This window comes from Planktothrix sp. PLAVEN19ND (assembly GCF_057220675.1).
In genome coordinates this window covers 741,407-758,952 of sequence record NZ_CM170132.1, presented here as the reverse complement: position 1 = coordinate 758,952, position 17,546 = coordinate 741,407, and the positions used below count along the sequence as shown (strand labels likewise).

The 17,546-nt window shown below is 40.4% G+C and carries 19 protein-coding genes and 1 pseudogene; 7 read left to right on the top strand and 13 right to left on the bottom strand.

Annotation, left to right across the window (positions count from 1 at the left end):
* Nucleotides 1–29: 29 nt before the first annotated feature.
* The 6 genes and pseudogenes from AC2D3N_RS03460 to petC all read right to left on the bottom strand — a co-directional run bounded on the left by AC2D3N_RS03460 (nt 30) and on the right by petC (nt 3,948).
* The gene (locus tag AC2D3N_RS03460; RefSeq protein ID WP_484692787.1) at nt 30–374 is read right to left on the bottom strand and encodes an ArsR/SmtB family transcription factor; all 345 of its coding nucleotides are present in this window, start codon (nt 372–374) and stop codon (nt 30–32) included.
* Nucleotides 375–419: 45 nt separating this feature from the next.
* Nucleotides 420–905: a PIN domain-containing protein gene (locus AC2D3N_RS03455; RefSeq protein ID WP_079679543.1), complete on the bottom strand. Its 486-nt coding sequence runs from the start codon at nt 903–905 to the stop codon at nt 420–422.
* Nucleotides 902–1,198, bottom strand: coding sequence for a UPF0175 family protein (locus AC2D3N_RS03450; protein WP_079679542.1), 297 nt, complete (start codon nt 1,196–1,198; stop codon nt 902–904). The genes AC2D3N_RS03455 and AC2D3N_RS03450 overlap by 4 nt, the downstream gene beginning before the upstream one ends.
* A 156-nt stretch (nt 1,199–1,354) precedes the next feature.
* Nucleotides 1,355–2,200: an alpha/beta fold hydrolase gene (locus AC2D3N_RS03445; RefSeq protein WP_484692786.1), complete on the bottom strand. Its 846-nt coding sequence runs from the start codon at nt 2,198–2,200 to the stop codon at nt 1,355–1,357.
* Nucleotides 2,201–2,321: 121 nt separating this feature from the next.
* Nucleotides 2,322–3,279, bottom strand: a pseudogene (gene petA / locus AC2D3N_RS03440) (cytochrome f).
* 129 nt (nt 3,280–3,408) lie between these two features.
* Nucleotides 3,409–3,948 carry a cytochrome b6-f complex iron-sulfur subunit gene (gene petC / locus AC2D3N_RS03435; RefSeq protein WP_079679539.1) on the bottom strand — a complete coding sequence of 180 codons (540 nt, stop codon included), beginning with the start codon at nt 3,946–3,948 and terminating at the stop codon, nt 3,409–3,411.
* Between the two features lie 576 nt (nt 3,949–4,524).
* Between petC and AC2D3N_RS03430 the strand changes: the two genes are divergently transcribed.
* The gene (locus tag AC2D3N_RS03430) at nt 4,525–5,550 is read left to right on the top strand and encodes an ABC transporter permease (protein ID WP_079679538.1); all 1,026 of its coding nucleotides are present in this window, start codon (nt 4,525–4,527) and stop codon (nt 5,548–5,550) included.
* Here AC2D3N_RS03430 and AC2D3N_RS03425 read toward each other — a convergent pair.
* The 5 genes from AC2D3N_RS03425 to AC2D3N_RS03405 form a co-directional block, all read right to left on the bottom strand.
* Nucleotides 5,547–6,410: a DNA-methyltransferase gene (locus tag AC2D3N_RS03425; RefSeq protein ID WP_079679537.1), complete on the bottom strand. Its 864-nt coding sequence runs from the start codon at nt 6,408–6,410 to the stop codon at nt 5,547–5,549. The two genes, AC2D3N_RS03430 and AC2D3N_RS03425, sit on opposite strands and share 4 nt — an antisense overlap.
* Before the next feature lie 7 nt (nt 6,411–6,417).
* Nucleotides 6,418–7,332 (bottom strand): HindIII family type II restriction endonuclease, encoded by a 915-nt coding sequence (locus AC2D3N_RS03420; RefSeq protein WP_079679536.1) that lies wholly within the window; start codon nt 7,330–7,332, stop codon nt 6,418–6,420.
* A gap of 511 nt (nt 7,333–7,843) precedes the next feature.
* The gene (locus tag AC2D3N_RS03415; RefSeq protein ID WP_484692785.1) at nt 7,844–8,752 is read right to left on the bottom strand and encodes an AAA family ATPase; all 909 of its coding nucleotides are present in this window, start codon (nt 8,750–8,752) and stop codon (nt 7,844–7,846) included.
* Between the two features lie 93 nt (nt 8,753–8,845).
* Nucleotides 8,846–9,907 (bottom strand): bifunctional riboflavin kinase/FAD synthetase, encoded by a 1,062-nt coding sequence (locus AC2D3N_RS03410; RefSeq protein ID WP_484692784.1) that lies wholly within the window; start codon nt 9,905–9,907, stop codon nt 8,846–8,848.
* Between the two features lie 88 nt (nt 9,908–9,995).
* The gene (locus AC2D3N_RS03405; protein ID WP_484692783.1) at nt 9,996–10,880 is read right to left on the bottom strand and encodes an MBL fold metallo-hydrolase; all 885 of its coding nucleotides are present in this window, start codon (nt 10,878–10,880) and stop codon (nt 9,996–9,998) included.
* A gap of 219 nt (nt 10,881–11,099) precedes the next feature.
* On the opposite strand from AC2D3N_RS03405, the gene AC2D3N_RS03400 reads away from it, so the two are divergent.
* Nucleotides 11,100–11,978, top strand: a complete 879-nt coding sequence (locus AC2D3N_RS03400) for a hypothetical protein (protein WP_484692782.1) — start codon at nt 11,100–11,102, stop codon at nt 11,976–11,978.
* Nucleotides 11,979–11,988: 10 nt separating this feature from the next.
* Here AC2D3N_RS03400 and AC2D3N_RS03395 read toward each other — a convergent pair whose 3' ends face one another.
* Entirely contained in the window at nt 11,989–12,579 is a 591-nt protein-coding gene (locus AC2D3N_RS03395) for a hypothetical protein (protein ID WP_144017756.1), read from the bottom strand.
* Between the two features lie 450 nt (nt 12,580–13,029).
* On the opposite strand from AC2D3N_RS03395, the gene AC2D3N_RS03390 reads away from it, so the two are divergent.
* From AC2D3N_RS03390 to tpiA, 3 genes are all read left to right on the top strand, one after another.
* Nucleotides 13,030–13,920 carry an alpha/beta fold hydrolase gene (locus tag AC2D3N_RS03390; RefSeq protein WP_079677252.1) on the top strand — a complete coding sequence of 297 codons (891 nt, stop codon included), beginning with the start codon at nt 13,030–13,032 and terminating at the stop codon, nt 13,918–13,920.
* Between the two features lie 158 nt (nt 13,921–14,078).
* A complete protein-coding gene (locus AC2D3N_RS03385) occupies nt 14,079–14,264 on the top strand; it encodes a PCP reductase family protein (protein ID WP_079677253.1) in 186 nt (61 codons plus the stop codon).
* 275 nt (nt 14,265–14,539) lie between these two features.
* The gene (gene tpiA / locus AC2D3N_RS03380) at nt 14,540–15,265 is read left to right on the top strand and encodes a triose-phosphate isomerase (protein WP_079677399.1); all 726 of its coding nucleotides are present in this window, start codon (nt 14,540–14,542) and stop codon (nt 15,263–15,265) included.
* Between the two features lie 94 nt (nt 15,266–15,359).
* Here tpiA and AC2D3N_RS03375 read toward each other — a convergent pair whose 3' ends face one another.
* Nucleotides 15,360–15,548: a hypothetical protein gene (locus AC2D3N_RS03375; RefSeq protein ID WP_484692781.1), complete on the bottom strand. Its 189-nt coding sequence runs from the start codon at nt 15,546–15,548 to the stop codon at nt 15,360–15,362.
* Between the two features lie 23 nt (nt 15,549–15,571).
* Between AC2D3N_RS03375 and folP the strand changes: the two genes are divergently transcribed.
* On the top strand, nt 15,572–16,462 hold the full coding sequence (folP, locus tag AC2D3N_RS03370; RefSeq protein WP_484692780.1) for a dihydropteroate synthase: 891 nt from the start codon (nt 15,572–15,574) through the stop codon (nt 16,460–16,462).
* A gap of 298 nt (nt 16,463–16,760) precedes the next feature.
* On the top strand, nt 16,761–17,501 hold the full coding sequence (gene purC / locus AC2D3N_RS03365) for a phosphoribosylaminoimidazolesuccinocarboxamide synthase (protein WP_484692779.1): 741 nt from the start codon (nt 16,761–16,763) through the stop codon (nt 17,499–17,501).
* The last annotated feature ends 45 nt before the right edge of the window (nt 17,502–17,546 follow it).

Below are 17,546 nucleotides of genomic sequence, written 5' to 3'. Positions count from 1 at the left end.
GTGATTTACTCTAATTAATTTTGTGATAGTCATTTGCGAGCTTCAGAGTTCGGATCTTCGAGATTTTCTAAAGCATCACGCACTTCTACGAGATGGTTATTAAAAACTTCTAGGGCGGCATCAAGAACTTTGAAAATCGCTGGGTCACGGATGCAGTAAAAGATATAGTTTCCTTGGCGTCGGGCTTTGACTAGATTATAGCGACGCAGAATTGCTAACTGCTGAGAGACTGAAGATGCTTCAACTTCAATCCATTGGGCGATATCGTTAACGCTTTTTTCTCCTAAGCGCAAGGTGTCTAAAATCTGGATACGCACCGGGTTAGACAGGACTTTGAAGAAATCGGCTTTGAAGTAGCTGGGCTGAAATGTCATTTCATTAGGTTTCTATCTGAGTATCTTCAAATATATTCAGATAGTTTAGCATTCTTCGGCAGTTATTAGTGCATATTGGTAAAGCTGCTTGCTAATTCTTGTGCCATTTTCAATAAGCTGATCAAGAATCTGTTTAACAGATGTGATCAATCCCCGTTGTTTTGCTAACAAGAGAACACCAACCATACCAATAATTTTTATATTCATTAATAGAGCCAATTGTCTTGCAGAACGTTCATCAATGAGGAGTAAATCAGCATTCAATTCCTGAGCTAAGACAATTGCTGCACATTCTCCTAAATCCAAATCATATTCTAATTGAAACTGATTAACTTGTTGAGGATTTTTAACCCTAATAATTTCTAACCAATTGGCTTCTTGAACAAGCTCGGTTGCGGGATGAAAGCCTGTGTTTATTTCATTGTAGACTTCTTGAGGAATAATTACCTGACCAAAAACATCTCTTAGTAAATTCATCTGTCCGACCTTAGCTAATTCACTAAAAGCCGTTGTATCAGAAATAATAATCACTTGTTATATTGTTTCAAAATTGTGTTTGCCTGTTCTACTTCTTGTTGAAATTCTTCTAAACTCATACTATCATCTAAAATAGACAATCCATATTGACTCATTAAATTAATCAGCGCTAAACGAGAAATTCCTAACAATTTTTCTGCTCGACTATTGCTAATAATTTGATGCTCTAATAAAGTCATAATATAGGCTGTTTTAGCTTTTAATTCTGCTTGTTGATGAATTTCTGTAGAAGGAGGAGAAATATCTAGGGTAAATTGGACTTTGGTTGGGAGTTGTTGAGTTTCCATAAAACTTAACCAATGTTAATTAATTGATTGAATATCTCAGCAATGGAAATCGCTTATCTTCAGATAGTTTAACACACAAAAAACTTGTTGTTGGGCTTCAGCCCATCTTAAGATGGGCTGAAGCCCAACAACGGGGGGGTTTTGGGGTTGATAATCTTAAACTACTGTTTTCCGCAAAAATAATATTAGGGCTTCACTAATTTCTTTTGGCCAATGTTCTTGGGGATAATGTCCGGCTTTTTCTAAGGTGACAATTTCAATATCAGAAATCCCTTTGGCAAAGGTTTCTACGTCGGCAAAATTTAACCAAGGATCAATTAATCCCCAAATAATTTGAGTTGGGCGATCCCAATTTTTAAAGCCAGATTCTATTTCAATCATAGCATCTTTTAAACGTAAGTTTTTTAAGGTTGCTAAGAGCGATCGCCCGGCGGCAGAGGCTTTTAAAAACGGACTGCGATACACCTCTAAAACCTTATCCTCAATCACATATTTACTGCCTCCTTCTAAAGTTCTATCTACTAATAACGGGTCTTGGGTGATCATATCTCCCACAAACGGTAACGCCATTTGTTGTAATTTCCAGGGAAGTTTGGCCGATGTGGAAATAGGAGTATTCAGAATAATTAATTTTTCAATTTGTTCAGGATGACGGAGGGCATATTGTAATCCGACCGAACCTAAAAACCCTTGAACAACTAAATAAAATTTTTCTATTTTTAATTGTTCTAAAAATCCCCCTAACCCTTGAATAAAGGCATCGGGCGTATAGTCAAAATCCCGTTTATCTGGTTTTCCTGAATATCCAGAACCGATCCAGTCCGGTGCGATCGCCCGATATCCCTGTTTTTCTAATTCATCTAAAATCACCAACCAACTATAACTCTGAGAAACTAATCCATGCAAAAATACCACGGGAATTTTATCATTAGTTTCGGGATTTGTTTCCCGATAAAACCAATCTAAAGATCCGACTTTAATCTCGTTTTTAGTAATTGACATAATATTTTCAAGCCTAATTTAACCACAAAGATACAAAGACACAAAGAAGAATAAAAACAGTTGTAGAGACGCTAAATTTAACGTCTCTACAAAGGTTGAAAGCATCAAAATGATTCAAAAGTTAGAAATTCATTTCAGCCGCTTGCACTTTCTCAATTTGTTTCTTCTTCATCACCAGCATCACTTGAGCTAACATCACCAAAGCGATAAAGGCAATTAAGCCAGTAACACGAGTAGAACTTTGCAGAACAATTTCGGTATCATGTTGACCAAAACCGCCCACGTTGGGGTTATTGGTTAACAGATCACCGACTGCAACGGTTTGACCTTCAGAAACAATCACAGAAGGGCCAAGGGGAATTTCATCGACAACGGTTTGACCGTCAGCCTTTTGAATGGTCACTTGAGAAACCCGATTCTGCGTCCGTTGTTACCTGGGTAACGGTTCCAGCAGCAGAGGCTTTATAAACGGTATTATTGCTAGAGTTTCCGGCCGGATAGACTTGACCGCGACCTCGGTTTCCACCGACATGAATAGCAAATTTACCATAGTGAACGGATTTATCCGTTTCGGGGTTAGGAGACAACACTGGGAAGATAATTTCTTGATGTTCTTCTCCAGGTAATGGCCCAACAATCACCACATTTTCTTGATCTTCCCGATAGGGTTGGAAGTACAAATCACCAATTTCTTCCTTCCATTCTTCAGGAATCCGATCTTCAGGAGCAATTTTAAAGCCTTCGGGCAGCATTAACACCGCACCGACGTTTAAACCACCTTTGCTACCATCGGCCGTGACCTGCTGAATGTTGGTATCGTAGGGGATTTTAACAACCGCTTTAAAAACAGTATCCGGTAAAACCGAATGGGGAACTTCAATTTCTGTAGATTTTGCGGCTAAGTGACAGTTGGCACAAACAATCCGTCCTGTGGCTTCCCGGGGAGTTAGGGGAGCGGTTTCTTGCGCCCAAAATGGATAGGCCGCCGCTGACTGGGGTAGGGCAAAATCACTGGTTAGGAAGAAAGCAACCGTTGCTACGGCAACCCAAAGGATTTTCCAAGCCCGCAAACGAGGCATTTTTACTAATTGATCAATTGGTTGCATTACTAATGTTCTATTTCTGGTTAAAGTCAACAGAATCAATGATCACAGAGTTTAGATTTCAGGTATTTATCTAAAATCTAAAATCCTAGAATTTAAAATTTATTAAGACCACCAGGGATTTTCACCCGTGCGGAAATCGGTTTCTGTCCAGGTTGTAAAGCTCAATTTGTCATCCGTAACCGTGGCGTGAACCAGGGGTAAGGATAACGGTGCTGGCCCGCGAACAACTTTGCCTTCGGCGTTATATTGAGAGCCGTGACAGGGACACATAAATTTGTTTTCGCTGGCATTCCAGGGGACAACGCACCCTAAGTGGGTACAAACCGCATTGATTCCATATTCGGCTAAGGTGGAATCGGATTCAATCACCATATAGGTGGGGTCGCCTTTTAATCCTTGGGCTAAAACCCGGTCGCCGGGTTTATGGCTGGATAAAAATTCACTGACGATAACATCGTTACCCAGAGCATCTTTAGCCGTGACGCCACCACCAGCCGCACCGCTAGAAGGAGGCAGAAAATATTTGATCACCGGATACAGCGCCCCGACAGCAACGCCTGTAACTGTACCGAAGGTCAGTAAGTTCATGAATTGACGACGCCCCATACTGGGAGCATCGGAGGTTACTGAAATTTGAGTCATAACTGACGCAGCTTGTCTGTGTGATTGTTACTTATATACTGGGCAAAGAAGCCGTTAATCTACTGAATTTAGTTGAACATCTGACTCACTCGATTGAATGACGGCAAGCCCGATCTTCCTTCAATAAGCATTATCACATTATTTGCGCCCATGTTTATTGGGTGTCTTCCTTTGTTTCAGTCCCGCAAGCGGGATTATTATAATTGAAAGTCAGAATGGGCCGGAGGCTCTATTTCATTTGGGACGCGTTTCCGTCCCGCAAGCGGGATTAAATTAGTCTCAATTCATGAGTTTTAAAGCTCAATAAATTTTAGCTTTAAAAACGGATATTTAAATATATTATTGACGATGCACGAATTCGATTTTTGAAGAAAACCTTTTGTCTAATTGCTTTTGTACATGGACACATTACAAACAATAGATCTGGCAGAAGAAATGCTAAATTTTGCTTTGGCAAATATTGACTATCTCCCTCCTCCCTCACTGTAATAGGGTAATTATTTTTTATTTTGGGTGAATTGTAAGTTTATTGATCCAGAGGCTTTACTATAAGTATAAAGTGATTTTTAGTCGATTATGTCTCGTTCTAAAGCTTTACAATATTACGTTTTTAGTCGTTTACTATTAGCCCCTTTAATGTTGTGGACAATTACCACGGTGGTTTTTTTGCTGTTACGCGCCACGCCTGGTGACCCGGTGGATGCAATTCTTGGCCCCAGGGCTCCGGCCGCCGCCAAGGAAGCCCTGCGATCGCAATTGGGGTTAAATGGTTCCCTGTCGCAACAATATTTTGATTATATGGGGAAACTCCTGCATCTGGATTTGGGCACCTCCCTGACCAGTCGCGGGGAAACGGTTTGGCAAATTATTCAAAATCACTTTCCCGCAACGGTTGAACTGGCTTTATTTAGCATGATCGTGGCCTTGGCCGTGGGAATTACCGTGGGGGCGGTGGCGGCGTCCCATCCCGATACGATTTGGGACACGGGGGGCCGTTTATTCGGAATTATTACCTATGCAATTCCGCCTTTTTGGGCGGGGATGTTGTTGCAATTAATTTTTGCCGTGCAGTTGGGTTGGTTTCCCCTGGGCACTCGATTTCCGGTGACTATTCCTACTCCTGAAGGTTGGAGTGGTTTATATACCTTGGATAGTTTATTTACAGGAAATTTAATGCAGTTAGGAGTCGCACTTTATTACCTCTGTTTACCTTCTTTAACCTTGGGGTTATTATTAAGTGGTATTTTTGAAAGAATTGTGCGAGTTAACCTCAAACAAACCTTAAAAGCGGATTATGTGGAAGCGGCTAGAGCTAGAGGAATTCCCGAATTAAGAATTGTTTTAGCCCATGCTTTAAAAAATGCCATGATTCCGGTAATTACGGTGTTAGGTTTAACTTTTGCAGCGTTATTAGGGGGCGCAATTTTAACGGAAGTAACCTTTTCTTGGCCGGGATTAGCTAATCGGTTATATGAAGCCATTAGTTTCCGAGATTATCCCACAGTGCAGGGAATTGTTGTCTTTTTTGCGGCAATTGTTGTGGTTGCGAGTATTCTAATTGATGTTCTGAATGCCTGTATTGATCCGAGAATTAGATATTAGGACAATTGGGGTGATGACGGAATAGAATTTTGATTCAATTCGATGGAATCTAGGGGCAATTGCAACTGGAATCCATCGAATTTTTCAATCCGATTTCTCGCCATTTCACAGTATTCTGGACTCATATCAATCCCAATAAAATTTCTCCCCATTTGTTGAGCAACTTTGCAAGTTGTCCCACTTCCACACATCGGATCAAGAATTAAATCCCCAGTATTTGACCAAGAATAAATATGATCCCGAGCTAATTCACAGGGAAAGGGCGCGGGGTGATTTTTTGCTTCTTGATCTTCGAGATTTTTTCCCACCACATATTCCCAAATATTCCCTTTAATTTTTTGATTCTTTACAGGTTTTGCCATTTTTGAACGTTTTTGATCATCTTTTGAATAATTTTTATAGGTTGTGCCATTCAGTTCTAATCCGGCGTGCAAACAGTCTACCATTAGGGCGTTATGGGTGGCAACCTGACCTTTACTAAAAACAAACATATATTCAAATTCATTACTATATCTCCGTCGATAAATTTGAGGAATAGGATTTCTTTTTCTAAAAATCATGGTATCATGAAGATTGAAACCAATTTCTTTAAAAAAGATCGCCTGTTTAAAGCTAGTTGCGGTTTCACTTCCCTCAATCGTGGCGTCAGCAACCACCCAAACTATAACGCCTCCTGGTTTAATTACACGGTATAGTTCTCTAGCAATATCTTCAAAGGGAAAGACAAAACCTTTATATTTTCTCAGGTTATCATAAGGAGGGGACGTTAAGACCATATCAATACAGTCATTCTCGAAGTTTTTCATCACTTCTATACAATCTCCTTGAACTATTTTATTAATAAATTCAGTTATACTCATTGATTAGTTACCTGATTTCAAGAATTTTGCTATCTGTGACAGAGTTGATTATTTTGATTTTATTTTCAATTTTATAAACTTTTATAAGTTCCCGCAGAGCTTCTTCATGGGTCATCCGCATTATTTTCTCTCTTTCATCGGCAAGAAATTTGAGAGCTTCTTGTTTCGCAACCTCAATAGACTCAACGGCTGCTTGCTTTTCTTCTTTCCATAGATTTTCTATGATTTGGGAAGAATTTAAGATGGTTTTATTGACGGCAAGCCAATAATTAGACGCATTTTTAGATGGATTTAAGGTTGTAATTATTTGGAATACTTCTTGAATGATATTTTCTATATTTGGTTCTTTTTGAACTAGAGAAAATCGAAGCAACATAGCTAAATGAGAGTATGTAAATATGCACACATTTACTGAGCTAGATTGTTCATAAATTTGGCTAGATTGGTTTGGCAATTGATAAATTGGACAAACCACCATGGCATAGTTTTTACCATGCTTCCAGCGATCCATGTTCTGGATTTTAAAATCCTTTTGGTTTTTAGCAGTTCTACTAAGTCGGAAAGACTTTGCATCTGCTACAAAACTATAGGATTTAGCAAAAACTTCGACATCTGCTGCATCTGCTCTTTCTGTTATAACGTGACTTCTTAGACCTACAGCTTTAAATACTTCAGCCAACAATGAGTCAGTATATTTTGCATATAATTTTTCTTCACTGGAATCATGGGCATACAACTCTGGAATATTTCCGCAAAGACGCAAGTGATCAATAAGGGCTGAAACTCCCTCTTGTTTTATTTCATTACTAAGATCTTGTTTTAAATTCTCATAATAATCACTAAACTTACCACTCAATTGTTGAATCTTTTCAACCCATTGAGTCCGCCTATTAATTGCAATTTTACTTATCAATTTTTCCACAAATATCCTTTATACTTTCCATGTAACTCTGAATAGCTAACTCAATATTTATTTCGTATTGGTGCTATCAACAGGTACTCCTAATTATACCTGATATTTAATTTCCTGTCAATAATATATAAACCAAACTATAAGAGCTAGTTCGCGTCAATCTTCGTTATTTTAGATTCTTATCTAAAATAACTCGCTTTTGTTATCAACACAGAAATTAGATCTCAAAATTTGCCTCAAAAATGGATAGTTTTGATAAAATGGGGGATGAGCGATCGCGATAATGATCATTATGGAAAGTCAACCTAGGGAGATTCAACTTTATCGGGACTTACGCAATTACGCTATATATAGCGCATAGAAAATCTGGCGATTTTCGGCGATTTAGCCCAGAGAATCGTCAGACACCCGGATTAAATTAGTCTCAATTCATGAGTTTAAAGCTCAATAAATTTGAGCTTTTGGGGATAATCTGTTGTTGCGCTTAAGCGCATCCTAGAGAGCCCTGAAGGGCTCACTACTAGGGTATGGCAATTGTCCTTAATAACTGTTCAATAATTGTTTTTGCCCGCCTTCCCCCCGCCGGAATTAAACGATGGGATAAGACATGGGGCGCTAAGTATTTAACGTCATCCGGTGTGCCATAATCTCTACCTAATAAAAAGGCTAAGGCTTGAGTGGCTCGATGTAAAGAAATTGCACCCCGAGGACTCACCCCTAATGTGATTTCATCTGATTCTCTGGTGGCTCTAACTAAATTTAGAATATACTGTTGTAATGGGGTTTCAATCTTAATTTGACGACACCAATTTTGAATTTCTAATACCTCATCCTGAGAAATACAAGGTTTTAAATCATCTACCGTTATTCCATCCGATAACCGTTGTAACATTTGCAATTCTTCCGCTTCGCTGGGATATCCTAAAGTTAAGGATAATAAAAATCTATCCATTTGGGCTTCGGGTAAGGGAAAAGTTCCTTGATATTCAATGGGGTTTTGAGTTGCGATGACAAAAAACGGTTTAGGAACTAACCGAGAAACCCCATCAACGGTGACTTGTCTTTCTTCCATTACTTCTAATAATGCCGACTGAGTTCGAGGTGTCGCCCGGTTAATTTCATCGGTTAATAAAATATTAGTAAAAATCGGCCCGGGTAAAAATTCAAATTCCCCAGTGCGGGGATTCCAAATATTAGTTCCGGTGATATCTGTAGGTAATAAATCCGGTGTACATTGTATCCGATGAAATTGTCCTGCTATCGAACGGGCTAGGGATTTTGCGAGTAAGGTTTTACCCACACCCGGAACATCTTCTAATAAGGCATGACCCCCGGCTAATAACGCGACTAACGTTAACCGAATAGCGTCTTCTTTGCCTACAATTGTCCGGCTTAAATTTTGTTTTAGATGTTCAATTCTTTGTTTCATGGGATATTTTTATTGATAGTAAGACAAAATGCAATGATGTCAATTATAATCCTGGGTGAAAGAGAGAAAGACCAGACGCGCCGTGGCTCGTCTCTACATTGGGTCTAGTATTTCCTTAGCTTGTAAACAATCCGCCTTAATTTGAGTTTTGAGGGCTTCTAAAGAGGAGAATTTCTGTTCTGGTCGCAGGAATTCTTCTAGGCTAACATTTAAGGTTTTACCATATAAATCCCCCGACCAATCTAACAGATGAACCTCCACGGTGACTTTTTGACCTGCGACCGTTGGACGACAGCCAATATTCATCACCCCCGGATGATTCACTAACTCAAAATTAGCATCACCTCCGGTTTCTGTGAGTGATTTCATCCCCATTTCCGATACTTTTACGGCATAAACCCCATAGCGAGGTAAGAATTTTTCCGGGGGTAATTGTAAATTAGCAGTGGGAAATCCGATAGTTCGTCCCAACTGTTGACCCTGAACCACCGACCCAACTACATGATAGGATCTGCCTAATAACTGATTGGCTCGAATAATCGCACCTTGTTCTAAGGATATACGAATTTCTGAACTACTAATTCGCTCGCCGTTTTCACATAAATATAAAGGAACCGTTTGTACCTTAATTCCATAATTTGTGGCAATTTTTTCTAAATCCTTAACAGTTCCAGCCCGTTTTTTCCCAAAGTGAAAATCAATCCCCACACTAATATAATTAGGTTGTAACTTTTGAATTAAAATCTTTTCCACAAATTCTACTGGAGATAAAGCCGCCATTTGTTCATCAAACGGTAATAAAACTAACTGTTTTACCCCCATTCTTTTCAACCATTCCGCTTTTTCATCTAGGGGAGTGAGTAACTTTTTGGGTTGACCTGTAAAAAATTCTTGAGGATGGGGATGAAAGGTGACGACCGTACTATAACCGAGTTCCGATTCTCCCAAATTACTATCCAATAGGAATGTATCCCGCGTCAAATGGGCGACGGGGTTAGCTAAAAGCATCTCTGTCCGTGGTCGGGAATCAATTGGCGGCCTTACATTTAAAATCGGCTGAATCACCTGTTGGTGGCCCCGATGTAAGCCATCAAAGTTTCCTAAAGCAACGGCAGTGGGCGTTAATATGGTATCGAACGATGATGTTATCCACACACTTCACATTTTGACATAATTTGACATAATTTTGAAATTGGCGATCGCCAGGTCAGAAAATTTTGTGAAATCAACCCTAGAGTTAGACTTAATGGGAGAGAGGAGGAATAGAATTGGAAGGAGAACTTAACTGAATCGATAATCCTTCCCTGGCGATTAAACTATTCGGAAACTGTTCGGCCACCTGTTCCCCGGTTTTATCCATAAAATCATCATTATGCAGGGGGTCATGATGGAAAATCACTAACCGTTTCACCTTGGCAGCTTTGGCTATTTTGACCGCTTCTTGCCAAGTTGAATGACCCCATCCCACTTTACTGGTTTTTTCAGAATGATATTCTTCATCCGTATAGGTGGCATCGTAAATTAAAACATCCGCATTCCGAGCTAAAAATAACACATTTTCGTCTAGGCGATCGGGAAAATGTTCCGTATCACTGACATAAGCCGCGGCATAATTTCGCCAATTGACTCGATAGCCGACCGCTTCCCCCGGATGGTTTAATAGGGCCGTTTCCAACACAACTTCATCCCCAATTTCAATCGACTTGCCCACATTAATATCAACAAACTTTAAATCTGCTCCCATAATTTGTAAAGGAACCGGAAAATTAGGATGGAGCATTTGATCATTCAAACGATGCTGCACCGTTGAACCATCGGGGGCAATCGTACCATAAATATAAAAAGTATTAATTTTAATAAAAGCGGGAACAAAAAATGGAAATCCTTGAATATGATCCCAATGATAGTGACTAAAAAATAAATGCCCGGTTACAGGCATTTGAGACAGCAAAGATTGTCCGAGAACTCGTAAACCCGTACCCCCATCAAAAATCAACCGTTCTGAGCCCACTCGCATTTCAACACAGGGAGTATTTCCCCCGTAGCGCACCGTTTCCGACCCCGGACAAGCGATGCTCCCTCTGACTCCCCAAAAGTGAACCGTAAATTGGTTTTGTAAATTAGACATAGGTGTTAATTGCTAGTTGGAGTTAGGCAATTGAGTGGGTTAGGTTGATTATAATTAAGTTTTGGCTGGAAAACTTAATCGTAACCGATAGAGATGTAAGTTTATCTCGGATCAATATTAGCTAATGTGACAAAATGCCATAAAATATCCATAATGCCATTTTAATTTTAGCTCAAACTTGAGATCACAAAACACAAGACTTAACTTGGGATCGTCAGAATGGATAAACTCAGTAAAACCCTTGATCATCTTGAGCTAATTCGGATTAGCCTATCAATCGGGACTCAGCAACTCCGGCATCAAGTTCAAACACTATTATATTCCAGGGATGCAAAGGTCAATTCTTCTAAGTCTTTCCTCGCTACATCCCTACTTCCATATTTTCACCGGGTTCAACCCAGAAAAAGATTGAGCCACCGTCGGTATCAACGTTTGAGAAGTTGGTTGTTTTTCCTAATTCTATTCGGAATTTGGGGCTGGTGGAATAGTAAACTTTTATTTTCAACCGCTTTCGGTGCGCTGGTGATGAGTTGGGTTTACCGTCACTGGGAACTTCCAGTTAACCTCAACCAATGGGACTGGTATCGAAGACTAGAAAGGTCTCAACGTCAATTTTTATTAGCCCTTGGAAGTGGGGTAAGTTCCTGTATATTCCTGTATATTTCTTTATCGATTTGGACAAGCTCCCAGAGTCCAGAAATGGCTTTAAGTCTGATTGGGCAGAATTTAGGTATTCTGGGAATTTTAATCTTTATTATCTGGCAATGGTATCAACAAAAATTCAATATAGGTAAATCTCAACTTAACCGATGGTTAGGAGATTTAACCCAAGAGAATTGCCTAAAACGCTTGATTGCTGTGCGTCAACTCACCACAGCTTTTAAAAATTTTCCCCAACATTCGGGAAATCCACAGTTACTATTAGAAGCTAAACGTTGGCAACCCTTACCGCCCATAGAGTTCTTTCAAGAAATTGATCAGACTCATATTGTTGAGTATTTTCAGTTGATGTTATATCAAGAAAATGAACCCCTCGTCCGTGAAGCCCTATTAGAAGGGTTACAAATTCTGCAACAGGATTACAAAAATTATTCTTAGAAATTAAACTTTAAAATTCAACTCGAAAATGATGTAAAATTAATTGACCATCAAAGGTTCCAAAGGTAACTTTTTTAAGATTACAACCACTTAGTTTTAGTTGAGCATTAGGGAAGTTAAGAGCATCAGAACTCATATGATGGGAAACGCTCATTCCGGTTTCTGCTACTTTTTTACCTTCGATATCATAAGCTGATAAAACCGTAGCACTAGAACTGGTAACCATTCCACAGACTTTCTGAACGGGATATTTAAAGTTGATTTCTAAATGTCCCCCTTTGGGCGCACCCATGATTACAGTGGTTGTGGGTTTAATCACAAAAGCTGGATTAGACGGTTGGAGAGCGATCGCATTTTTAAAAGTAATGCCCCAATGTTGAAACTGATTTTCGATCACTTCAAAACAATATAATTCTTCTAAGGCTAACCTAATTTTTGTTGAGGTTTTAATGGTAAGTTCTTGCTCTAAATTAAGTTCTTCCCGTTGAGGATAAACCGTAATTTCAGTAGAATTAAACTCAGAATTAATAGGATTTTTTAACTCAAAGAGCCCAATTCCATCAACCGCCGGAAAGTCTTCGTCTATCATAAGATTTTTCATAGTGACCCACAACCAAATTAGTGATACTACAGGGTTGATTCGACCATTCTGGTGTCAAACTACTATCTTTTGGGAGGACATTCACAAAAAGATGGGCTTAACCCATGAGGGGTATCACCCCCTATTATAAACAAGTGGAGATGATTTGCAAACACTGGTTTAGGATTAACAAGATCCTACAAAGGTTCTGAGGGGGAATCGGGAAGATTGGGCAGGGGGAGCAGGGGAGGCAGGGGGAGCAGGGGGAGTAGGGGAGGTAGGGGAGGTAGGGGGAGCAGGGGGAGCAGGGGGAGCAGGGGAGGCAGGGGAGGCAGGGGAGGCAGGGGAGCAGGGGGAGCAGGGGAGGTAAACTCTTTCTATTACCCATTGCCCATTGCCCATTGCCCATTGCCCATTGCCCATTGCCCATTCCCCATTGTCTATTTCTTATTGTTTTTTAAGAGGTTAATAATGTTTGAACCCAATGGATTTGGTCAGCGTTCAATTGTCACGTCTTTAGGCAGAATGGTATATTACACGGCGGAGAGTGCCCCCTGGAATATCAATGAAAGTTCTGCCGAATTACCCCCATTAGTATTTTTACATGGATTTGGTGGGGGATCTTCTGCTTATGAATGGTCAAAAGTTTATCCAGCCTTTGTAGATGAATACCAAATTTTAGCCCCCGATTTAATTGGTTGGGGACGTTCAGAACATCCAGAAAAAAATTATAAAATAGAGGATTATCTAACCACAATTACCGAATTTTTAGAACAAACTTGTTCAACTCCCGCCATAGTAATTGCCTCCTCCCTAACCGCAGCCTTTACTATTCGAGTCGCAATTCAACGTCCTGACCTGTTCAAATCACTTATTTTAGTAACTCCCTCGGGATTATCAGATTTTGGCGAAGATTATGGACAAAGTTTATTAAGCCAAATTGTGAAAACACCTTTCTTAGATCGAGTTTTGTATTTTACCGGAATTGCTAATCCTGCTGGGATTTACGGTTTTTTACACAATCGGCAATTTGCCCAACCGGATCGAATTTATCCCGAAATTGTAGCAGCCTATTTAACATCGGCTCAACAACCCAATGCTGAATACGCAGCTTTGTCTTTTGTGGGGGGAGATTTGTGTTTTGATTTATCCTTATATATCAGTCAACTGATCACACCTACGGGTATTATTTGGGGTGAGAAATCATCCTTTACCAGTCCCGAAACAGGTGAACGTTTAGCTAACTTAAATCCAACAGCGATCAAGGTTTTTCAAAAAATAGATAATGTGGGATTAACACCCCATTTGGAACTTCCCGCCGTCACCATTGGGGTAATTCGTCAATTCCTGAAAATGCTTTAAGGCGGTTCAACTCTAGGTAAAATAGAGCTATAGCAATCCGTGGGGGACTTGTGACAACAACCTGTAGGGTTTTAGCTTTCAACGCTAGGTGTCAAGAGGGTTTGGAGACCCAACCCCTACAATGATTGCTATATGCTCCCAAAGTAACGGTTAAGTTTATGGCTAACACTGATTATTTCGATGAACTTCAGTGGCTTCCCGAAGCCAAGGTCAAACTAAAAAATATTCCCTATTTTGTTCGGACTCAGGCTAGACAACGTATTGAACAACTGGCCAGAGAAGCCGAACAAGGAATCGTGACCGCAGAAATGGTGGAACAAGCCCGCTTAGAATTTGGCCAATAACCCCTCCCTCAGAACTTAATTTCCCCCCTCCCCTACTCCCCTTACTCCCCCTGCTCCCCTCGCTCCCCCTGCTCCCCCTGCTCCCCTCGCTCCCCTCGCTCCCCCTGCTCCCCCTGCTCCCCCTGCTCCCCCTGCTCCCCCTGCTCCCCCTGCTCCCCCTGCTCCCCCTGCCGCCCTGCTCCCCCTGCCCCCCACCTCTGACTATAAAAATTTACCCTAAAGCCTTAAACTGAAGGGTGGGATTTTATTGTTTTTTAAGGTTAATTGCATTAACGGTGAGAAAAGTAATTATTGCGGGTAATTGGAAAATGTTTAAAACCCAATCGGAAGCTCAAGAGTTTCTGCAAGGGTTTATTAATCATTTAGATGATACTCCAGAAGACCGGGAAGTGGTGCTGTGTGTACCCTTTACCACCTTGGGGGTCATGTCCAAAAGTTTACATGGGAGTCGAATTCTCCCCGGTGCTCAAAACATACATTGGGAAGATTCTGGAGCCTACACGGGAGAAATTTCTGGCCCGATGTTACTAGAATTTGGTATCCGTTATGTTGTTGTGGGTCACAGTGAACGACGTCAATATTTTGGCGAAACTGATGAAACGGTGAATTTGCGACTTAGGGCAGCCCAACGTCATGGTTTAACCCCCATTTTATGTGTGGGAGAAACCAAACAACAACGGGATGCTGGAGACACAGAAAGGGTGATTTTCTCTCAGTTGGAAAAGGGTTTAATTGGGGTTGATCAAAACAATTTAGTGATTGCTTACGAGCCAATTTGGGCAATAGGAACTGGGGATACTTGTGAAACAAAAGAAGCTAATCGAGTGATTGGTTTAATTCGCAGTAAATTAGTCAATTCTAATGTAACCATTCAATATGGTGGCTCTGTTAAACCGGATAATATTGACGAGATTATGGCACAGCCAGAAATTGATGGGGCTTTAGTTGGAGGCGCTAGTTTACAGCCAGAAGGTTTTGCCCGCATTGTTAATTATCAATAAATCAGTCATTAGTTGTAGGGGCGGGTTCATCGAAATTTAGGTGATTAACAAACATCTAAAAGAACCCGCCCGTACCAGCTATTAGTTAAAAAATTTACAGATCAAACTTATATTTTTCCCATTCCCCATTCCCCATTCCCCATTCCCCATTCCCCATTCCCCATTCCCCATTCCCCATTCCCCATTCCCCATTCCCCATTCCCCATTCCCCATTCCCCATTCCCCATTCCCCATTCCCCATTCCCCATTCCCCATTCCCCATTCCCCATTCCCCATTCCCCATTCCCCATTCCCCATCAAAGAATTATGACTGTTTTTAACCCTTTAAATATTAGAAATAAAAGTTTTCAATGGGGAAAACGAACTTATATTATGGGGGTTTTGAATGTGACTCCTGATAGTTTTAGCGATGGGGGAGATTTTAATAGTTTAGAAAGGGCTTTGCATCAAGCGCAACACATGGTGGAAGCGGGAGTTGATATTATTGATATTGGCGGACAATCAACCCGACCTGGGGCAGAAATTGTGAGTTTAGAAATAGAATTAAATAGGGTTATTCCCCTGATTGAAACCATTAGAAATAGTTCTAATCAATTATTGGCAAATATTCCGATTTCTGTTGATACGACTCGTTCCCAAGTGGCGAAAGTTGCAGTTCAAACCGGAGCGGATATTATCAATGATATTTCAGGGGCTACTTTTGATGCTGAAATGTTATCTATGGTGGCGGGGTTGCAGGTTCCTATTATTTTAATGCACCTGCGAGGAACGCCCAAAACCATGCAAACATTGACGGATTATCAGGATTTAATTGGGGAGTTAGAAGGGTTTTTACAAGGTAGAATTAAAGAAGCGATCGCCCAAGGAATTGCACCTCAAAATATTATTATTGATCCGGGGATTGGTTTTGCAAAAACCTTCAAACAGAATTTAGAAATCTTGAGGAATTTAACAAAATTGCGATCGCTTAATTGTCCGATTTTAGTCGGAACATCCCGAAAGAGTTTTATCGGTCATATTTTAAACCAACCCGACCCAAAACAACGAGTTTGGGGGACGGCGGCGACCTGTGTGGCGGCTATTGCTAATGGTGCGGATATCTTAAGAGTCCATGATGTTAAAGAAATGGTTGATGTTAGTCAAGTTGCGGATGCTATTTATCGGGTGATTGACGAAGGTGGTAATATTTTATCGTAGGGGTTGGGTCTTCCAACCCTCTTTGCTTTTTTGATTTATAATTAATGGTTTAACCTTTCAATAGTCTATTCCTATGTCTACTATCAGGGCGAGGAGACCTCGCCCCTACACTATAATTGATTGTCTAACCTTTAAATAGTCTATTTTTATGTCTACTATCAGGGCGAGGAGACCTCGCCCCTACACTATAATTGATTGTCTAACCTTTAAATAGTCTATTTTTATGTCTACTATCAGGGCGAGGAGACCTCGCCCCTACACTATAATTGATTGTCTAACCTTTAAATAGTCTATTTCTATGTCTACTCCCGAAAAACTCTACGAAGGAAAAGCCAAAATCATCTATCCCACGGATGAACCTGAAATATTACTTGCCTATTTTAAGGATGATGCGACGGCGTTTAATGCTCAAAAACGCGGGACAATTCAAGGGAAAGGAGAAATTAATAATGCGATTTCTAGCCATCTATTTCAATGTTTAGAAGCAAAAGGAGTTCCGACCCATTATATTGATTGTCCTACCCCCAATGAAATGCGGGTGAAACGGGTTAAAATCGTGCCGATAGAAGTGATTGTTCGCAATATTGCGGCGGGAAGTTTATGTAAACAAACGGGGATTCCTGCGGGTTCAATTATTGAACCAACTTTAGTAGAATTTTGCTATAAAAATGATGAATTAGGCGATCCATTATTAACACGGGAACGGCTATTATTAATGAAATTAGCCACGCCAGAACAGTTGGAAAAAATTACCCAGTTATCCTTACAAATTAATCAAATTCTCTCGGAGTTTTTTAATGAATGTGGAATTACTTTAGTGGATTTTAAATTAGAATTTGGGATGACTTCTGAGGGTCAATTGGTACTCGCCGATGAAATTAGTCCTGATACCTGTCGTTTGTGGGATCAATCTGAAACAGACCCCGACCGGCGAGTTTTGGATAAAGACCGCTTCCGTCGAGATTTAGGAAATGTTGAATCTGCGTATCAACAAGTGCTTAAACGGGTTTTAGAACATACTTCCAACCCACCTCAATAAAGCTAAATATTTTGATCCCCCTAAATCCTTTTGTTATAAGGGTTA